Annotated in this window: 13 protein-coding genes; 8 read left to right on the forward strand and 5 right to left on the reverse strand. The window is 59.0% G+C overall.

Annotated elements, in window-relative coordinates:
• Positions 1-19: 19 nt before the first annotated feature.
• Positions 20-1,402, forward strand: a complete 1,383-nt coding sequence (locus EL18_RS01675) for a four-carbon acid sugar kinase family protein (RefSeq protein ID WP_051913657.1) — start codon at positions 20-22, stop codon at positions 1,400-1,402.
• A gap of 34 nt (positions 1,403-1,436) precedes the next feature.
• On the opposite strand, the gene EL18_RS01680 is transcribed toward EL18_RS01675, so the two are convergent.
• The 5 genes from EL18_RS01680 to EL18_RS01700 form a co-directional block, all read right to left on the reverse strand.
• Positions 1,437-2,453: a Gfo/Idh/MocA family protein gene (locus EL18_RS01680; RefSeq protein ID WP_036479121.1), complete on the reverse strand. Its 1,017-nt coding sequence runs from the start codon at positions 2,451-2,453 to the stop codon at positions 1,437-1,439.
• A gap of 19 nt (positions 2,454-2,472) precedes the next feature.
• A complete protein-coding gene (locus EL18_RS01685) occupies positions 2,473-3,537 on the reverse strand; it encodes an ABC transporter permease (RefSeq protein ID WP_036479123.1) in 1,065 nt (354 codons plus the stop codon).
• Entirely contained in the window at positions 3,537-5,078 is a 1,542-nt protein-coding gene (locus tag EL18_RS01690; protein ID WP_036479125.1) for a sugar ABC transporter ATP-binding protein, read from the reverse strand. The genes EL18_RS01685 and EL18_RS01690 overlap by 1 nt, the downstream gene beginning before the upstream one ends.
• On the reverse strand, positions 5,075-5,731 hold the full coding sequence (locus EL18_RS01695; protein WP_200875482.1) for a DUF2291 family protein: 657 nt from the start codon (positions 5,729-5,731) through the stop codon (positions 5,075-5,077). The genes EL18_RS01690 and EL18_RS01695 overlap by 4 nt, the downstream gene beginning before the upstream one ends.
• A 72-nt stretch (positions 5,732-5,803) precedes the next feature.
• Complete coding sequence (locus tag EL18_RS01700) at positions 5,804-6,748, reverse strand: D-ribose ABC transporter substrate-binding protein (protein WP_036479127.1); 945 nt, start codon at positions 6,746-6,748, stop codon at positions 5,804-5,806.
• A gap of 131 nt (positions 6,749-6,879) precedes the next feature.
• Between EL18_RS01700 and oiaX the strand changes: the two genes are divergently transcribed.
• From oiaX to EL18_RS01735, 7 genes are all read left to right on the forward strand, one after another.
• Positions 6,880-8,133: a 3-oxo-isoapionate-4-phosphate decarboxylase OiaX gene (gene oiaX, locus EL18_RS01705; RefSeq protein ID WP_036479128.1), complete on the forward strand. Its 1,254-nt coding sequence runs from the start codon at positions 6,880-6,882 to the stop codon at positions 8,131-8,133.
• Between the two features lie 283 nt (positions 8,134-8,416).
• Positions 8,417-11,653: a PAS domain S-box protein gene (locus EL18_RS01710; protein WP_081871057.1), complete on the forward strand. Its 3,237-nt coding sequence runs from the start codon at positions 8,417-8,419 to the stop codon at positions 11,651-11,653.
• Positions 11,654-11,965: 312 nt separating this feature from the next.
• On the forward strand, positions 11,966-13,276 hold the full coding sequence (ugpB, locus tag EL18_RS01715; protein WP_036479130.1) for a sn-glycerol-3-phosphate ABC transporter substrate-binding protein UgpB: 1,311 nt from the start codon (positions 11,966-11,968) through the stop codon (positions 13,274-13,276).
• 72 nt (positions 13,277-13,348) lie between these two features.
• A complete protein-coding gene (gene ugpA, locus EL18_RS01720; protein WP_036479134.1) occupies positions 13,349-14,230 on the forward strand; it encodes a sn-glycerol-3-phosphate ABC transporter permease UgpA in 882 nt (293 codons plus the stop codon).
• Between the two features lie 8 nt (positions 14,231-14,238).
• Positions 14,239-15,075: a sn-glycerol-3-phosphate ABC transporter permease UgpE gene (ugpE, locus tag EL18_RS01725; protein WP_036483692.1), complete on the forward strand. Its 837-nt coding sequence runs from the start codon at positions 14,239-14,241 to the stop codon at positions 15,073-15,075.
• Entirely contained in the window at positions 15,075-16,103 is a 1,029-nt protein-coding gene (locus tag EL18_RS01730; protein ID WP_036479135.1) for an ABC transporter ATP-binding protein, read from the forward strand. The genes ugpE and EL18_RS01730 overlap by 1 nt, the downstream gene beginning before the upstream one ends.
• 98 nt (positions 16,104-16,201) lie before the next feature.
• Complete coding sequence (locus EL18_RS01735) at positions 16,202-17,851, forward strand: Na/Pi cotransporter family protein (protein WP_036479141.1); 1,650 nt, start codon at positions 16,202-16,204, stop codon at positions 17,849-17,851.
• Positions 17,852-17,879 lie beyond the last annotated feature (28 nt).

A 17,879-nucleotide genomic window follows, 5' to 3' on the forward strand; every position in this document is an offset into this window, starting at 1 on the left:
ATAATGACAAGGAGATATCATGTCACGAAGTTTTGCGGAGGCTGAATTTTCTCAGGCGCCGTGGATCACTTGGCTGGGAGATGATTTCACCGGTTCGGCCGCGGTAATGGAGGCACTTGCCTTTTCCGGGGTACCAGCGGTTCTGTTCACTCAAATGCCATCCGCGGAATTGCTGGAGCGCTTTTCCCACTGCAGAGGCATCGGTCTTGCCACAACTGCACGCAGCCATACGCCGCAATGGATGGAGGCGGAGCTGCCGGGGCTCTTCGAATTCCTCGACCGTCTCGGCGCGCCGCTCTTGCACTACAAGATCTGTTCGACCTTCGATTCTTCGCCAGCTATCGGCTCGATTGGCAAAGCTGCGGAGATCGCATTGTCCACAATACCGTCACAGGTCGTCCCGATGGTGACAGCTGCGCCGCAAATGCGCCGGTACCAGGCATTTGGCCATCTGTTTGCCAGTACGTATGACGGTGTCTGGCGCATCGACCGGCACCCGGTCATGTCCCGGCATCCGGTCACGCCAATCGCGGATTCGGATCTGCTGCGGCATTTGTCGCTGCAAACAAAACTGCAATCAGGGCTTATCGACCTCGAGGCGCTGGGCGGTGATGCGCAGCAGCGTCTTGAAGAGCTGGTGGACAAGGGCTGCCGCATCGTTTCCATCGACAGCATGGATGCGAAGAGCGAGGAAGCGGCCGGGCGGCTTATCTGGGAAAACCGAGAGCGGGCAGGGCTGGTGTTGGGAAGCCAGGGTGTCGAATACGCGCTGGTACGGCACTGGAAGCGTCTGGGCCTGCTCGACGAAGCACCTGAACCTACCGGCGCTGGCAAGGTCGACCGTGTGGCAGCGGTTTCCGGTTCGGTCTCGCCCATGACTGCAGCGCAATTGGGTCGGGCGGAAAAGGACGGCTTTTATCTGCTTGCCATGGATGCGGGGCGCCTGCTTGGATCGCAGGCGGAACGTGAGGCCGAGGAGCAGCGCCTTGTCAGTGAAGCGGTAAGCGCGGCCGAAGCGGGACAAAGCCCGCTTGTCTATTCGGCGGCCGGCCCGGATGACCCCGCCGTCGAGCGCTTCAGGAATGCCGTCGCAGACAGAGGGTTCGACACAGACGAAGCCAATGAAATTGTGGGTACGAGCCTCGGACGCATTCTGGATGCTATCCTGACCCATACGCGGATACGCCGGGCGATAATCAGTGGCGGAGATACGTCAGGCCATGCATTGAAGGCGCTGAAGCTCGGTGCGCTGGTCGCGCTCGCACCGACGATTCCGGGGGCTGCGTTGAACAAGGCCTACGGTGATGGCGCCCATGACGGCCTGCAAATAGCCTTGAAGGGGGGACAGATGGGCACCGAAGACTTTTTCTCCTGGGTGCGTGATGGCGGCGGGCCACGTTGAAAAACGGCCCAGGCTTTCAGCCTGGACCGTTCCTTCAGATCTCGCTGAGTTCCACGGTGCGGTGCTCTTTGGCGGAGCGATAGGCCGCTTCCACCAGTGCGAGAGTGCGCAAGTTGTCCTGCCCTGAAGTCTCCGGCTCTTCGCCCCGGGTCACGCATTCCAGAAAATGCTTCTGTATGAGAAGCACACTCTCCTGGATGTTGTGCCAAGGCTTTTCGGCCCAAGGCAATAATGGTGGCGAAACGTCTTCCACATGGCTCCCGTCACGCTCGATGGTCATGCTGTAACCCGCGTCGAGACGCAGCGTGCCCTTCTCGCCGTCGATTTCCAGAATGGTTTCGGGAAAGGTCTCGCGGGTGCGGCGGGTGGCATAGGAGCAATCCACGACGCTGGTGACGCCCTGCTCATGCTCCAGCAACATTGTTGCTACATCCTCACCACGGATCGCCTGGTTGATCCGCGTTGTTGTCGCGGTGATGCGTGTGGCGTCGCCGAAAAGGGCCCGCGCGATGTCGAGGATGTGAATGCCGAGATCCTCGATGATGAAGCGCTCACCTTCAGCCAGATAGGGCTGACCCGAATAGACGTCATAGCCGGAGCGGAAGGAAATGCGCCCAAAGAAGGGTGTGCCTATGGCGCCATTGCGTACCGCTTGAATGGCGCTGCGAACCGCTGACTGCCACCGGAAGTTCTCGTGTACCATGAGCACACGTCCTGCGCCGTGGACGGCAGCAACCATTGCACGGGCGTCTTCCATGGTTTCGGCAAACGGCTTCTGGCAGATAACGTGCACGCCAGCCCTGGCGGCTGCTTCGACCAATGGACGGTGGCTCTGGACCGTGGTCGCGATATCGACGAAGTCGAGGTCTTCCGAAGCGAGCATTTCCTCGGCATCGGTATATGTACGCCCCACGCCGAATGCCTCTGCCGTTTCACTCAGGCGTTTCACGTCGCGATCACAAAGGGCCACGATTTCGACGCCCTCCAGGTCCCGCCACGCATGCATCTGGTTCTGGGCAAAGAACCCGCAGCCTATCAATGCCCCCTTCATGCAAAACTCCGTTGCTTGCTTACTTGCTTGCATTTGCCTGCGCGCGCAGCGCCACGGCCGACTGGACGCGCTGTTGCGCCTGGTCGACGACGACTGCCGCAATGATCACGAGGCCCTTGATGACCGTTTGCCAGAAGGCCGAAACACCCATCATGACCAGGCCGTCGGAAAGCACACCGATGACGAATGCGCCAACGATCGTACCGGCGATGCGTCCACGTCCACCCGACATGGATGTTCCACCGAGGACGGCGGCCGCGATGGCGTTCAGCTCGAAAGTCTCGCCGGTCGCGGGATGCGCAGCGACAAGCTGCGATGCGATGATGATGCCGACGAGCGCTGCACACAAGCCGGAGAACATGTAGACGAAGAACTTAACCTTGGTCACGGGCACGCCCGAAAGGCTTGCCGCGCGCTCGTTGCCTCCCACCGCGTAGATATAGCGCCCGAGCGGCGTGCGGGTGGCGATGTAGGCTGCGACGAGGCCCAGCACGATCAGCATCCAGATGGATACGGGAATACCCAGAACATTGCCGGCGCCGATCCACCGGAATGTTTCCGATCCATATTCGGGGTTTCCGTTCAGGTTCGGGAAGGTGCGGCCGTCGGAGGAAAGCATTGCCGCGCCGCGGGCCACGTAAAGCGTTCCCAGCGTGGCTATGAAGGGTGCGACATTAAGCTTTGTGATCAGGAAGCCGTTGATGGCACCGATGAGGATGCCCACGAGAACCACGAGCAGGCAGATTTCCAGCGTGTTGAACTGGATGGACCAGCCCAGCCCGAAATCCACGCCATGCAAGATGAGCCAGCCTGCCACCATGCCGCACAGCCCCACCGTGGAGCCGACCGAGAGGTCAATTCCGCCTGACACGATGACAAAGGTCATGCCGATGGCCAGGAACGCGTTCAGCGCCACATGCTTGGACATAATCACCATATTTGCCGTCGACAAGAAGTTCGGCGCTGCGAAGGCGAAAAACGTAAAGACAAGGATCAGCGCGATGAAGGTACGCGCCTTGAGAAGCAGCAGAAGAAATTCGGTGTTGTCGCGCTCCCGCGGCTGTGCCAGGGTCTGTTCACTCATCACGCATGTTCCTTGAAATGCTCTGCAGGCTCGTGCCCGAGCGACGAAGCCTTCACCAATGCCGTTTCACTTGCGGTCCTGCCGTCGAATTCACCGGTAATCCGCCCGTTCGACATCACGATTATTCGGTCGGACAGGGCCAGGACCTCTTCGAGATCCGAGGTGACGAAAACAATGCCCAGTCCGTCGGCAGCCAGCTTCCGCATCACGCGGAAAACCTCTGCTTTCGCGCCGATGTCGATGCCGCGAGAGGGTTCATCCATCAGCAGCACCTTGGGGCCGGTCATCAACGCCTTGGAGATCACGACCTTCTGCTGATTGCCGCCTGAAAGGGAAGAAACCTCATGATCAACCGAGGCGATCTTCACCGTCATGCGCTTGACATAGTCGGCAACGATCTGTGTCTCCTTTTTCAGCGACATGTGCAGCCCCCGGGTAAATTTTCCCAGGCTCGACAGCGTCATGTTTTCCCGCGTCGACAGGATCTGCACGAGCCCGTCTCGCTTCCGGTCCTCGGGGATCAGGGCAATGCCACGTTTGATGCGCCCGGCGATGCTGGAACCGCTGAGTTCTGTTCCTTCGACGAAGAACCGGCCCTCGCAATGCGGGTGCCGGCCCATGATGCATTCCAGGAGCTCGGTGCGTCCTGCGCCCATGAGCCCGTAGATGCCAAGGATTTCGCCCTGGCGCAGGGAAAAGGATACATCCTCCACAGCCATGCCGCCGCTGGCTCGAGGGAGCGAAACATTTTCGGTGCGCAGCACTTCCTCGCCCAGCGGGTGCTCTTCCGCCTTGGCGAATTCCTTGGAACTGTCACCGATCATGTTGCGCACGATCCAGTCGATATCCACGCCATCCATGGAGCGCGTGCCGGTGATAACGCCGTCCCTGAGGACGGTGATGTAGTCTCCGATCCGGATCAGCTCTTCGAGGCGATGCGAGATATAGACGATGCCGACGCCATTCCTCTTCAGATCGGCGATGACCTTGAACAGGATTTCGACTTCTGCTGCCGACAGGGCGGATGTGGGCTCGTCGAGGATGAGAATGCGTGCATCCTGGGCCAGACTCTTGGCGATCTCGACGATCTGCTGTTGGCCTACCTGAAGGTCACCGACCAGCGTGTCAGGGTCGATATCGTGCTCCAGCCGCTCCATGAGCTTGCGCGCCTCGCGCTTTTGAGCGGAGGCATCGATGTCGATGCCGGCGCGCGTCTTCTCGCGCGCGATGAAAATGTTTTCTGCAACCGTCATGTTCGGGAACAGGTTCAGTTCCTGGAAGACGATGCCAATGCCGTGTCGGGCCGCCTCGTCGGTGGAGTGAAACCGCACTTCCTCTTCACCCATGAAGATGCGCCCGAGGGTGAGTTGCTCTACCCCGGCAATCACCTTCATCATGGTCGACTTGCCGGCACCGTTTTCGCCCACAAGCACGTTTACGGCGCCCATCCGCAGGTCGAAATCAACATATTTGAGCGCGGTCGTGCCGGGATAGACTTTCACGCCTTGCCTGATGGACAGGCCGATTGGATGCTCGGTCATTGCGCGGTTCCGAAACTCAGGGTCGTCGGAACGATCTCGGGACGGTCACTGCCGTTGCGCATGGTGAAGACACCCTCGAAGGACACATCCATCCCGACAAGGTCACTTTCCGGCAAGGAGATGCGCTTGTGCGCAGCAGTGTTCAGCCCGTTTGCAAGCTTCGCGAATTCGATCTGGTCGCGGAAATCAGTGAACACGATGAATGGCATCGCGTCGCGTATTGCGGTGCCCCGGATGACGGGCCCGAGCTGAACGGTAACGTCTGCCTCGCCGTCCTCGTCGGTGTCCAGCTGCATCTTGGCGGCACGGCTTTCCGTATTCGCCTCGACAATTTTTCCGGTGCCACTGACAACGAAATTCCAGGGGTTTGCTTCACCCTCGGGCCGCAGGCCATATTGATCACCCGCAGCGTCAAGACCATTCTCGAGTGCGGCGCGCAGATCCGCCAGCGGCACGCTCTTCTCCTTGATGAGCGGTAGCACTTTCGGCTCCCACATCTCCTCCGCCAGAACTTCCATCCGCTCTGCGTCGGTTTGGGGTGCTTTTGCCGCCTCAGCTGCTTTTTCCTCGTCCTCGAAGACGAGTTCGCAGCCCGGGAGCATCACCACGAGCGCGAGCGCCGCCAGTGTGGAACGGATCGAGATCCTATTCATCACGCGCCTCTGTATTTGGCCCGGCAAATGGCCTGAGGCCATATGCCGGGCAGCAGTCAATCCTGGAAGATATCAGCCTTCGAGCGCGAAGGTTTCCAGCTGTTCCGCATTGTCCGTGTTGATGAGAATGCAGTCCATGAGCTGCTTTTCGGGCTGGCCGGTGGAACCCGTCTTGAGGTACTGGTCCGCCTGTTCCACCGCCAGCTGTGCCTGACGATAGGCCGGCTGAAGGACAGTCGCCTTGATGCCGCCGGCGAGGATAGAGTCACGCACATCGTTGGAGCCGTCGAAGCCGACGACGATCACGTCGGTGCGCCCGGCGGCTTCCAGTGCTGCCCACGCGCCCATAGCCATGGTGTCATTGCCAGAGATGACGCCCTTGATGTCGGGATTGGCCTGGAGGATCGTCTCCATCTTCTCATAGGCCTCGGTCTGGGACCAGTTTGCCGACTGCTGAGCAACCATGTTCATGTCGGGATACTGATCGATGACGTCATGGTAACCGGAAGAACGGATACCTGCATTGGTGTCTGCTTCGCGTCCAAGCAACTCGACATAATTGCCTTCTTCGCCCATGAGCCGGACGAACTCCTCGGCACCAAGCTGGGCGCCCTGGTAGTTGTTCGACACGATCTGGCTGATTGCAATTCCGCTTTCCTTGATCTCGCGATCGATGAGGAAGGAGGGGATGCCGGCTTCCTTCGCGCGCCTTACGGGCGCAACGGTGGCATCTGCACCCGCATTGTCCAAGATGATTGCGGCTGCGCCGCGGGCGATCGCGGTATCGAACATTTCCGACTGCTTGTTCGGATCGTCGTCATGCACGAGTACCAGCGTCTCGTAACCAAGTTCCTTTGCACGCGCTTCCGCGCCTACCGCCTCTGCCTTGAAGAACGGGTTGTCATGGCTTGGCGTGATGATGGCGATCAGCTTTGAATCCTGCGCGAATGCAGGTGCTGCAAAAAGTGTTGCCGCCAGGGCAACCGTCGAAATGAATGTACGGCGAGTTTGTTTCATCGGTTTCCTCCTCCCGATCGGCTCGTGCGCAAACTGCACTTTCACTGGTGCCGATCCTTTTCAAAAGCTGGAGGATTTACGTCACCTTGTCAACAGGTATAATGAGTATCGTAGTCACGGCAGGAAATCCCATGAGAGACGACGAAATCCAAGTCACCTACCGCCTTGAAACTGCAGGCGAGGTGGAGGCGCTGGCCACCAAGATCGCCTCTGACCAGTCAACGGGGACGTTCACCGCGCTGCCCGGTGAAACGGAAGAGGTGCGCGCGAGATGTGCGGCCCGCGTGGTCTCGGTAACGCATCTTGAGCCATTGGCCGTGCCGTCCATCCCGCAACCGGGTGAAGCAGGGCCGTTCAATCGGGCAGATGTCGTGATCAGCTACCCGCTTGAGGCGGTGGGGACCGATTTCGCAGCCCTGCAGACGATCACGATTGGCGGCGTGTTCGCCGTTCGAGGCCTCAGCGGTGTGCGGGTCATGGACATGGCGTTGCCGTCGGCATTCGCGACCCACCCTGGCCCCCAATTCGGTATCGAGGGATCCCGTCGGCTCACCGGGGTGGAGGAGGGGCCCATCATCGCCTCAATCATCAAGCCGTCGCTGGGGCTTCTCCCGGAGGAAACGGCGGCTGCGGTGCGCGTGTTGTGTGATGCGGGCGTCGACTTCATCAAGGATGATGAAAAGCTGATGAGCCCCGGATACTCATCCCTGGACAAACGCATATCCGCCGTCATGCCGGTGATCCTCGATCACGAGCAGCGAACGGGAAAGAAGGTCATGTATGCCTTCGGCATATCGTCTGCCGATCCGGAGCGGCTGATGCGCAATCACGATATGGTGGTCGAAGCCGGGGGCAATGCCGCCGTCATCAACATCAACTCGATCGGCTATGGCGGGATGAGTTTTCTGCGCAAGCGCTCGGCACTGTGCCTTCACGCACACCGCAACGGCTGGGATGCGCTCACCCGGCATCCGGGACTAGGGATGGAATTTCGTCCTTACCAGAAGATCTGGCGCCTGCTCGGCGTGGATCAGTTCCAGATCAACGGAATCCGTGCGAAATACTGGGAGCCTGACGAGAGCTTCGTGCGCTCGTTCCACGACTGCATGACTCCTATCTTCTCAAACGCGGACAGGCCCTTGCCGGTTGTCTGTTCCGGACAATGGGGTGGACAGGCCGTCGATACCTTCGAACGCACCGGTCGGACGCTCGATCTCATGTATCTTGGCGGCGGCGGCATTCACGGCCATCCGATGGGAGCGGCTGCGGGTGTCCGTGCCATGCGACAGGCCTGGGAGGCGGCGAGCCGCGAGCTGTCGCTTCAGGAGATGGCGAAGGACCACCCGGAACTCAAGGCGTCCCTGGAAACCTTCGGCCAGGACTGATAGGGGCGGAGGTGTCAGTCTCCCCTCCACCTGTGGGCTGCCGGGAATTCATCGTTCCGGAATGGGCTGGAACTGTCACTTGAAGACAAGCGTTCAGCATTTGCCTCTCGAGGGCGCTGAAACGGCAGTTTGATGCACGAGCACCGTGCATTGGATTTCCGGCTGCAAGGCAGGATTTCGGGCCTGCCCCATTCGGCAAATCAATGCGTTTGCAAACGGTTCGACTATGGCAGATAGATGGATTCAGGACTGAGCGGTGGTCCTGGTGCCCGGAGACAAATTGATGTCTGAGACATTGTCGATCGACAGTTCTATCGATTTCGCAGCGATCGTAGAACATTGCGAAGATGCGATCATCAGCCTGTCTCTGGATGGTACCATCACGAGTTGGAATCGTGGCGCGACGAAGCTTTTCGGCTACGAAGCGAAGGTGATGGTCGGTACCTCTATCACACGGCTTATCCCCGTCGAGCGACATGCAGAGGAGGACGAAATCCTCTCCCGCATAAGTAAGGGGGAAAACGTATCGCATTTCGAAACGCGCCGCCTCACGAAGGATGGGCGGGAGCTCGATATTTCTCTGACTGTTTCGCCGATCAAGGATCAGAGCGGGAATGTCATCGGGGCTTCGAAGATTGCACGCGACATCACTGCCCGCAAACGCCTGGAGGCCGGGCACCAAAAGCTCATCGATTGCGCGCGGCTGGTCGGGCGCCCCTTCCTTGACGCGGTGGTCGAGGCATTGGCCGAGGCATTGGAAGTGCGCTGGGTTCTTCTGTGTGATCTTCACCCGGAAGAACCAGGCAGGGCACGTGTGCTTGCGGGATGGACCGACGGCCATCCACAGGAATACTACGAGTATGAGCTTCGTGGCACGCCCTGCGCCAATGTGCTGAGAGACGAGGCCTGTTTTTATCCCGCGAATGTCTCGGCCTATTTTCCAGAGGATCCGCTTCTCGGTGAAATGGGGGTCGAGACCTATCTGGGGGTTCCGCTGCGTGGTGCGGAGGGAGAAACCTTCGGCTTGCTTGCAGTCCTCAATGACAAGCCGATCGATCCCGAACTTCAGCCTCGCCACACCCTTGATCTGTTTGCAGGCCGTGTGGCTGCGGAACTGCAACGTATCGCCACCTCCTCGATCAATGAAAGGCTGGGCCGGATCGTGGAGGATGCGGCCAGTGAGACCTATGTTTTCGACGTCGAAACGCTCAAGTTCATTCTCGTCAACAGGGGCGCGCGCGAGAATATCGGCTATTCCATGGAGGAGTTGCGAGAGCTAACCCCGCTGGACATCAAGCCCGCGCTGTCGGCCGACGAATTCGACCAGCTCATCGAGCCGTTGCGCAATCGCTCGATCGAGGTGCAGCAGTTCCAGACGATCCATCGGCGCAAGGATGGCAGCGAGTACAATGTTTCCGTCTCGCTCCAGCTTCTTGAAGATGAGACCCGCCCCGTATTCTTTGCGGCAATCGAGGACACGACCGACAGGGATATTGCTCTATCGGGCTACAAACAGGCCACCCAACGCCTGGACACGATCCTGAACAACACCACCATGGCCGTGTTCCTGATGGATGATCGGCAGGAATGCATCTACATGAATCCTGCAGCCGAGACCTTGACGGGCTACAGCTTCGAAGAGACGCGTGGTCGTCCGCTGCATGATGTGATCCACCACACCTATCCCGATGGACGACCATTTCCGCTTGCGGAATGTGCGATCGATCGTGCTTTCCCCGAAGACAATCAGGTTCAGGGCGAGGAAATGTTCATCCACAAGGACGGAACTTTCTTTCCTGTTGCCTTCACAGCGAGTCCCATCCGCAATGAAGACGGTTTGCCCGTCGGCACCGTCATCGAAGTGCGGGAAATCACGGCTGAATTGCGCGCCCGGGAGGCCATGGCGAGCTTCAATGAAGCACTCAAGAAGCGTGTCGAGGAAGAAGTCGCTGAACGCGCGGTTGTCGAAGAGCAACTTCGACAGGCACAGAAGATGGAAGCGATCGGCCAACTGACCGGTGGCATCGCACACGATTTCAACAACCTGCTGCAGGTGATCGGCGGAAATATTCAGCTGTTGATGCGCGAACTTGCGGGCAATCCCCGCGCCGAGGAGCGTCTCCAGAATGCCCTGGCAGGTGTCAACCGAGGCGGCAAACTGGCTTCGCATCTGCTCGCTTTCGGCCGCCGACAGCCCCTGGCACCCAAAGCGGTCAATCTGGGGCGGTTGCTGCGTGGAATGGACGATCTGCTACGGCGGGCCGTGGGTGAGGGCGTGAAAGTCGCAATTCACGCACCTGAAGGCTTGTGGAATTCATTGATCGACGAGGCACAGGTCGAAAACGCCATCCTCAATCTTGCGATCAATGCCCGCGATGCGATGGATGGACAGGGTTCCCTGTCGATCGAAATCAGCAACACGCAACTGGACGCCCGTTACGCCAGCCGACATCCCGATGTCGAGGCCGGTGAATATGTGCAGCTCAGCATCACCGATACGGGATGCGGTATCCCTTCCGACATTCTCGACCAGGTGTTCGATCCCTTCTTCACCACCAAGCCACCTGGAAAGGGATCCGGTCTCGGGCTGAGCATGGTCTATGGACTGACGAAACAGTCGAACGGGCATATCAGCGTCAGTAGCGAGGTCGGACAGGGTACGACGTTCAAGATCTATTTCCCCCGTACGCATCAGCAGGAGGAAGAAGCCAGCCTTGCTAAGGCTGCAGAGTCGGTGCGTGGCGGAAGCGAGACCATTCTCGTTGTCGAAGACGACGAAGATGTGCGCAAGACCGTGACGGAAATGCTGTGCGAGCTTGGTTACAACGTGCTGGAAGCCGCCGACGCGGATAGAGGTTTGAAGGTTGTCGAAAGCGGAGCCCCGTTGGATCTGCTTTTCACGGATGTCGTGATGCCGGGGACCCTCAGCAGTCGCGACCTGGCGCAGCGTGCAAAGGAACTTGTTCCGGGACTGAAGGTGCTCTTCACCTCTGGCTATGCGGAAGATGGCATCATCCATGGCGGCCGTCTGGATGAGGCGGTGGAACTTCTGAGCAAGCCCTACACCCATGAGGAGCTGGTCCATCGATTGCGCACTCTTCTCGATGCGCCAGGTGGAAGGGAGGAGATGCAGTTTTCGGAAAGCGGGACGGCAGAGGGCAGTGTCCCCCTGAGCGTGCTCCTCGTCGAAGACGAGCCTCTGATCCGGATGACGGGGGTCGAGATGCTTTCGGAAATCGGGCTGACCGTGTTCGAAGCCGAAACGGCAAAGGAAGCACTGCAGGTTCTCGAGAACACGAGGATCGATGTCATGATTACCGATCTCGGTCTTCCGGATGTCTCTGGCGAAACGCTTGTCTCTGAAGTTCAGGAGAAGTGGCCGTCCATCAGGATCATCGTCGCTTCGGGTTTTGCAAGCAATGAGGCTCTGGAAGGCAAGGTTGACGGAGGGGAAATCGGATGGCTGGCGAAACCCTACGGCGTTGATGACGTCAGGCGTGCTCTCTATCCCTGCGACTGATCTCGCGGTTCCGCTCGCCTCTGATCGGCCGCGCTGAGGAGCTTTTGGCTCCATCAAGGCAGGCAATTGCGTCATGGTCGCGTACCCGGTTCCCGGGTGCGGAGATCGACCTGTTGCTGCAGACATCAAGCGCAGTTTCTACACAAAACTCCCGAAGCCGTCGGTAGCGGTCGCACTGCGGCGTTCAATGGCCGATGGCGGGTGGCTGCAAAGCAGAATTGCGGTCGAAACTGCCGCGTGCACGGACGGGGGTATTGCGCCGGCTCAATTCAGCAGCCTTAATGTAAGGCTGAAATGAAATGGGAGGATCAAATGAACCGCAAGACACTCGCCCTGGGCATTGCGTCGACCATGCTGACGCTGAATGTCGCGCAGGCCGCCACCGAGATCGACTTCTGGCATGCCTTCACAGGTCGCCTGGGAGAGCTTCTTAACGAGCAGGTGGAAACCTTCAACTCAAGCCAGGAAGAGTACAAGGTCAATGCCACCCACAAAGGCAACTACTCCGAAACGCTGAACGCGGGCATCGCCGCCTTCCGCGCCGGTGAGCAGCCGCATATCCTGCAGGTGTTCGAGGTTGGCACGGCAACCATGATGGCTGCCGAAGGTGCCATCAAACCGGTCTACGAGGTGATGGAAGAAGCCGGCGGAGATTGGGATCCGGACGGTTATCTTTCTGCCGTGAAGGGCTACTACACCACAACCGACGGCCAGATGCTGTCCTTGCCCTATAATTCATCCACGCCCGTGCTCTATGTGAACCTCGATCTGCTCGAAGAGGCGGGGATAGACCCAGGTGTGGACCTGTCCACCTGGGAGAAGGTGGGCGAAACGCTCGACAAGTTGAAGGAGGCGGGTATCAGCTGCCCCATGACGACCGCCTGGCAAAGCTGGGTGCATCTGGAAAATCTGAGCGCCTATCATGATCAGCCATTTGCCACCAAGGAGAACGGTTTTGCAGGCGTGGATACCGAGCTGAGCTTCAATGGCCCGGTCCAGGTCAAGCATGTCGAGGCGCTTGGAAACTGGGCGCAGGAGGGCAAGTTCATCTATACCGGTCGCCGCAATGAGGGCGGGGCGAATTTCCGCGGTGGCGAATGCGCCCTGTTTACGGAAAGCTCCGCTGGCTATGCCGGGGTCAAGGCCGAGGCTGATTTCGATTTCGAGATTCGGCCCCTGCCCTATTGGAGCGAGGTTGAAGGTGCTCCGCAAAACACCATCATCGGAGGCGCGTCGCTTTGGGTTCTTTCGGGCCATGAATCCGAGGAATACAATGCTGTGGCAGAGTTCCTGAAGTTCCTGTCCTCGTCCGATATCCAGGCCCAGTGGCACCAGAACACGGGCTATCTGCCGATCACGACGGCAGCCGCTGAACAGACGCGTGAAGAAGGGTTCTATGACGAGAATCCCGGCACGGATGTTGCGGGCAAGCAGATGACTGCCAAGGAACCGACACCCAATTCGAAAGGCCTGCGCCTGGGCAGCTTCGACCAGATCCGCGGCATCATCGACGAGGAACTGGAGGCAGTCTGGTCAGGTGACAAATCCGCACAGGCGGCTCTCGATTCCGCCGTTGAGCGTGGAAACCAGCTCCTGCGGCGCTTCGAGCGTGCGAACCAGTAAGACCGGTTCATGAAGTGACGGTGTCCCGGACCTTGTGCCGGGACACCCACAGTCGCGCCAAGCGGGGTCTAAATGGAAAAACGTGTCATCTTCCGCGGGAAAGTGTTGCCTTTGGCGTTGGTCTTTCCGCAGGTTCTCATCACTGCCGTGTTCTTTTTCTGGCCGGCCGGGCAGGCGATCTGGCAATCATTGTTCATCCCCGACCCCTTTGGCTTGAGTTCGCAATTCGTGGGGCTCGACAATTTTCGCTATCTTCTGTCCGATCCCTATTATCGGAACTCATTCCTGACCACGGCGATATTTTCGCTGTCGGTGACGTTTCTTTCGATGGGAATCGCGCTCCTGCTCGCGATCCTCGCCGACCGGCTGATCAAGAGTTCAGGTACATATCGCACCCTCCTGATCTGGCCTTACGCAGTGGCGCCAGCAGTGGCCGGCGTGCTGTGGATGTTCATGTTCAACACCCGCGTGGGTATCGTAAGCTGGTATCTTGGCAAGCTGGGCTATGACTGGAACCACGTGCTCAATGGCGGTGAGGCCATGGGGCTGGTGGTGGTTGCCTCTGCATGGGGGCGCATCAGCTACAACTTCCTCTTTTTCCTCGCAGGGCTGCAGGCAATCCCCAAATCTGTCATCGAAGCAGCTGCTATAGATGGCGCGCATTTCTGGACAAGATTCAGGACGATCGTCTTTCCGCTTCTGTCGCCGATCACCTTCTTCCTGCTGGTCGTCAATGTCATCTATGCCTTCTTCGAGACCTTCGGCGTGATCCATACGATCACGGCAGGCGGGCCTCAGCAGTCCACGACAATCCTGGTCTACAAGGTCTATGCGGATGGATTTGTCGGTCAGGATCTTGGCTCCTCGGCAGCCCAATCCGTCATCCTGCTTGTTCTTGTGGGCCTGCTGACCGTCATCCAGTTCAAGTTCATCGAGCGAAAGGTGCATTACTGATGGCTGGAATGGTCGAAAAACGTGGCAGGTCACTTTGGCTGAGCCATGCCGTTCTGATCCTGGGCGTGGCGATGATCTGCTTCCCGATCTGGCTGGCCTTTGTCGCATCCACCGTGAGCCAGCCTGAAATCGCGCGTCCGCCCATGCCGCTTTGGCCGGGTGATCAGTTCATCGAAAACTATCGAAAGGCGCTGTTCGCCGGCGTGAACGCCCCGGTCTCGATCATGCTTTTGAACTCGCTGGTCATGGCGATCGGCATTTCGGTGGGAAAGATCGTGATCTCGCTCCTGTCGGCCTTTGCCATCGTGTATTTCCGCTTCCCCTTCCGAATGCTCTTCTTCTGGCTGATATTTCTGACGCTGATGCTGCCGGTGGAGGTGCGTATCGTTCCTACCTATGAGGTGGTTGCAGGGCTGGGGCTGCTCAACAGCTATTCGGGCCTGATCTTTCCGCTAATCGCGTCAGCCACGGCGACCTTCCTGTTCCGGCAGTTCTTCCTGACAGTGCCGGACGAGCTTGCTGAGGCTGCGCGTATCGATGGAGCGAGCGCCATGCGCTTCTTCCGCGATATCCTGCTGCCAATGTCGCGAACGAATATCGCGGCCCTATTCGTCATCCTCTTCATCTATGGCTGGAACCAGTATCTCTGGCCCCTCCTGATCACCACCGATCCCAGCATGAACACCGTGGTCATGGGCATCAAACAGATGTTCCCCAGCGGCGACGACATTGCGGATTGGCCCGTGATCATGGCCACGTCAATTCTAGCGATGCTGCCGCCGGTCGCCGTGGTCATTGGAATGCAGAAACTCTTCGTGCGCGGTCTGCTGGAAAGCGAGAAGTAATGGCTACTGTCAAACTCAGCGATGTACGCAAATCATTCGGCAAGAACGAAGTCATCCATGGCATTGATCTCGACATCGCCGATGGCGAATTCATCGTCATTGTCGGGCCTTCGGGGTGCGGAAAGTCGACCCTGTTGCGGATGGTAGCCGGTCTTGAGACCGTCAGCTCCGGCGAAATCCATATCGACGGCCGTCGCGTGAATGATCTTGAGCCCATGGAGCGCGACATTGCCATGGTCTTCCAGAACTATGCGCTCTACCCGCACATGAACGTTTACGACAACATGGCCTACGGCCTGCGTATAACCGGCAAGCCCAAGGAGGAGATCAGGGAGCGGGTGCATCAGGCGGCCGCACTCCTCCAGATCGAGGACTATCTTGAGCGCAAACCACGGGAGCTGTCGGGAGGGCAGCGGCAACGCGTTGCCATGGGGCGTGCAATCGTGCGCAAGCCTGCGGTCTTCCTGTTTGACGAACCACTGTCCAATCTGGATGCGAAGCTGCGCGTCCAGATGCGGCTGGAGATCAAACAGTTGCAGAAGGAACTCGGTGTCACATCGCTCTACGTCACGCATGACCAGGTGGAGGCCATGACGCTGGCCGACCGGGTCATCATCATGAATGAAGGCAGAGCCGAGCAAGTCGGAACACCGCTGGAGCTCTACGCCAATCCGGCGACCCGCTTCGTTGGCGGGTTCATCGGCTCTCCGCCCATGAATTTCATCAAGGTACAGGAACGGCGGCTGGGCGATTATCCGCTCCGGCCAGACGCAGACAGTATCGGGATCAGACCGGAGCATATGCGTTTCGTGAATGACGGCGCCAAAATGCTCGGGGGGAGGGTCAAGTTCCTGGAGGCGCTCGGTGCGGAAACGCTGGTGCATGTGGAACTGGAAAACGGCAATCTCGTCACGGTAAGGCAGCCCGGTTCGGAGCCTGCTCCTGAGGCTGGATCCATGGCGCATCTGGCCTGGAGTGCGGAAGACACCGCCCAGTTCAACAGCGAGGGGCAGAGGGTCGACCGCTAGGGCGAGGCTGTCCGACACGGGGCCGGCCGGAAACCGGCAACTTGCGCCTTCACCAGCTGCAGCCTAAGCTTGCAGTGAAAGAATGAGAACTTCCGCCTATGGCACTGTTTCTCCTGCATCTGGCCGGTGCTGCTGCTTTGCTCCTGTGGTCAGTCCGCCTGATCCGCACCGGCGTGGAACGCGCCTACCTCACGCCGTTGCGGCGCTGGCTGCGCCATAGTGGAAGCAACTCATTCGTGGCAGCAGGGACAGGAAGCCTGGCTGCACTCCTGCTTCAGAGTTCGTCAGCCGTGGCGCTGCTTGTGGCTGGCTTTGTTTCCAGCCGGATGGTCCACTCGGCAACCGCTCTGGCAATCATCCTGGGTGCGGATCTCGGTTCTGCTCTCATGGCACAGCTGCTTATGTTCAGGGTTACATGGCTCTCGCCGCTCCTGATCCTGGCAGGCACGATCTTCTTCATGCGCGCCAAGCGGCAGCGGATGCGCCAGACGGGTCGCATCCTGATCGGCCTGGGACTGGTATTCGTCTCGCTTCATCTCATCCGTGAGGCAACGAGCCCTCTTCAGGACAATCAATTGGTCATTGCCGTTGTCGACTACCTCAAGAGCGACCTGTTATCCGCCTTTCTGATTGGAGCGATTGCTGCCTGGCTCATGCATTCCAGCCTGGCGGCGGTTCTGCTGTTCGCCACCCTTGGCAGTGAAGGGCTTTTGCCTGTTGTGGCAGCTGTTGCCATGGCGTTCGGCGCAAATCTTGGCGGCAGCTTCGTCCCTTGGGTGCTGACGCAAAGCATGTCCGCGGCGGCGCGCCAGCCGGTGATCGCCAATCTGCTGGTGCGAGGTGGTGGCGCATTGGCAGCTCTTGCGGGCCTGATGTTCTTGGCGGCGGCCTATGACGGCGATCTTCTCGAAGATGCGCGCTGGGTGATCGTCCTTCACATCGGGTTCAATTTCGCGGTGCTGCTGTTGGGCCTTGTGTTGCGCCGGCCCCTCCTGAGACTTTCAAAACTGCTCCTGCCGGGCATGGCTGCGGCCACGGTTTCACGGGTGAGTGCCTTGAACAAGGACGCTCTTTCAGAACCGCGTCGCGCGCTCGGCTGTGCAGCTCGCGAGATATTGCAGATGGGCGAGACGATCCAGTCAATGCTGACTTCCGCATTGCAGCTTTACCGTGCGTGGGACGATGACCTCGTGGGCCAGGTGGCGGTGCAGGAAAAAGACGTGGACCGTATGCATTTCGAAACAAAGCTCTATCTCGCGCGCCTGCAAGAGGGAGCGCTGAACGAAGAGAATGCGGGGCGAATGATGGTGCTCGCCAATATCGCGACCAATCTCGAGGCCGCGGGCGATCTCATTTCCAGCGATCTGACCGCGCTCGCGCGGAAGCTTCACACGGCCAATCTCACCTTTTCCGAGCCCGGATGGGCCGATCTTTCCGATTTTCACGACCGGGTTCTGGCCAATATCCAGGTTGCCCTTGATCTCCTGATGACCGGTGATGTCGACGCTGCGCGTCAACTTCTCGAGGAGAAAGATGCCATAAGGCAGCTGGAACAGGCCCTGCAACGGCGCCACCTCGAGCGATTGCGGATGGGCAAGCCGGAAAGCATTGAAACGAGCAACCTCCATCAGGAAACGATCCGGGCGTTGAAACAGATCAATACAGCTTTCACGATGATCGCATATCCGATCGTGGAAGATGCCGGAGATCTCCTGTCGTCACGGCTGGCCCAGCCAAGCCGCAATTGAGGCTGCCAGAGAAGCGATATCCATCATT

This window comes from Nitratireductor basaltis, from assembly GCF_000733725.1.
Lineage (GTDB): Bacteria > Pseudomonadota > Alphaproteobacteria > Rhizobiales > Rhizobiaceae > Chelativorans > Chelativorans basaltis.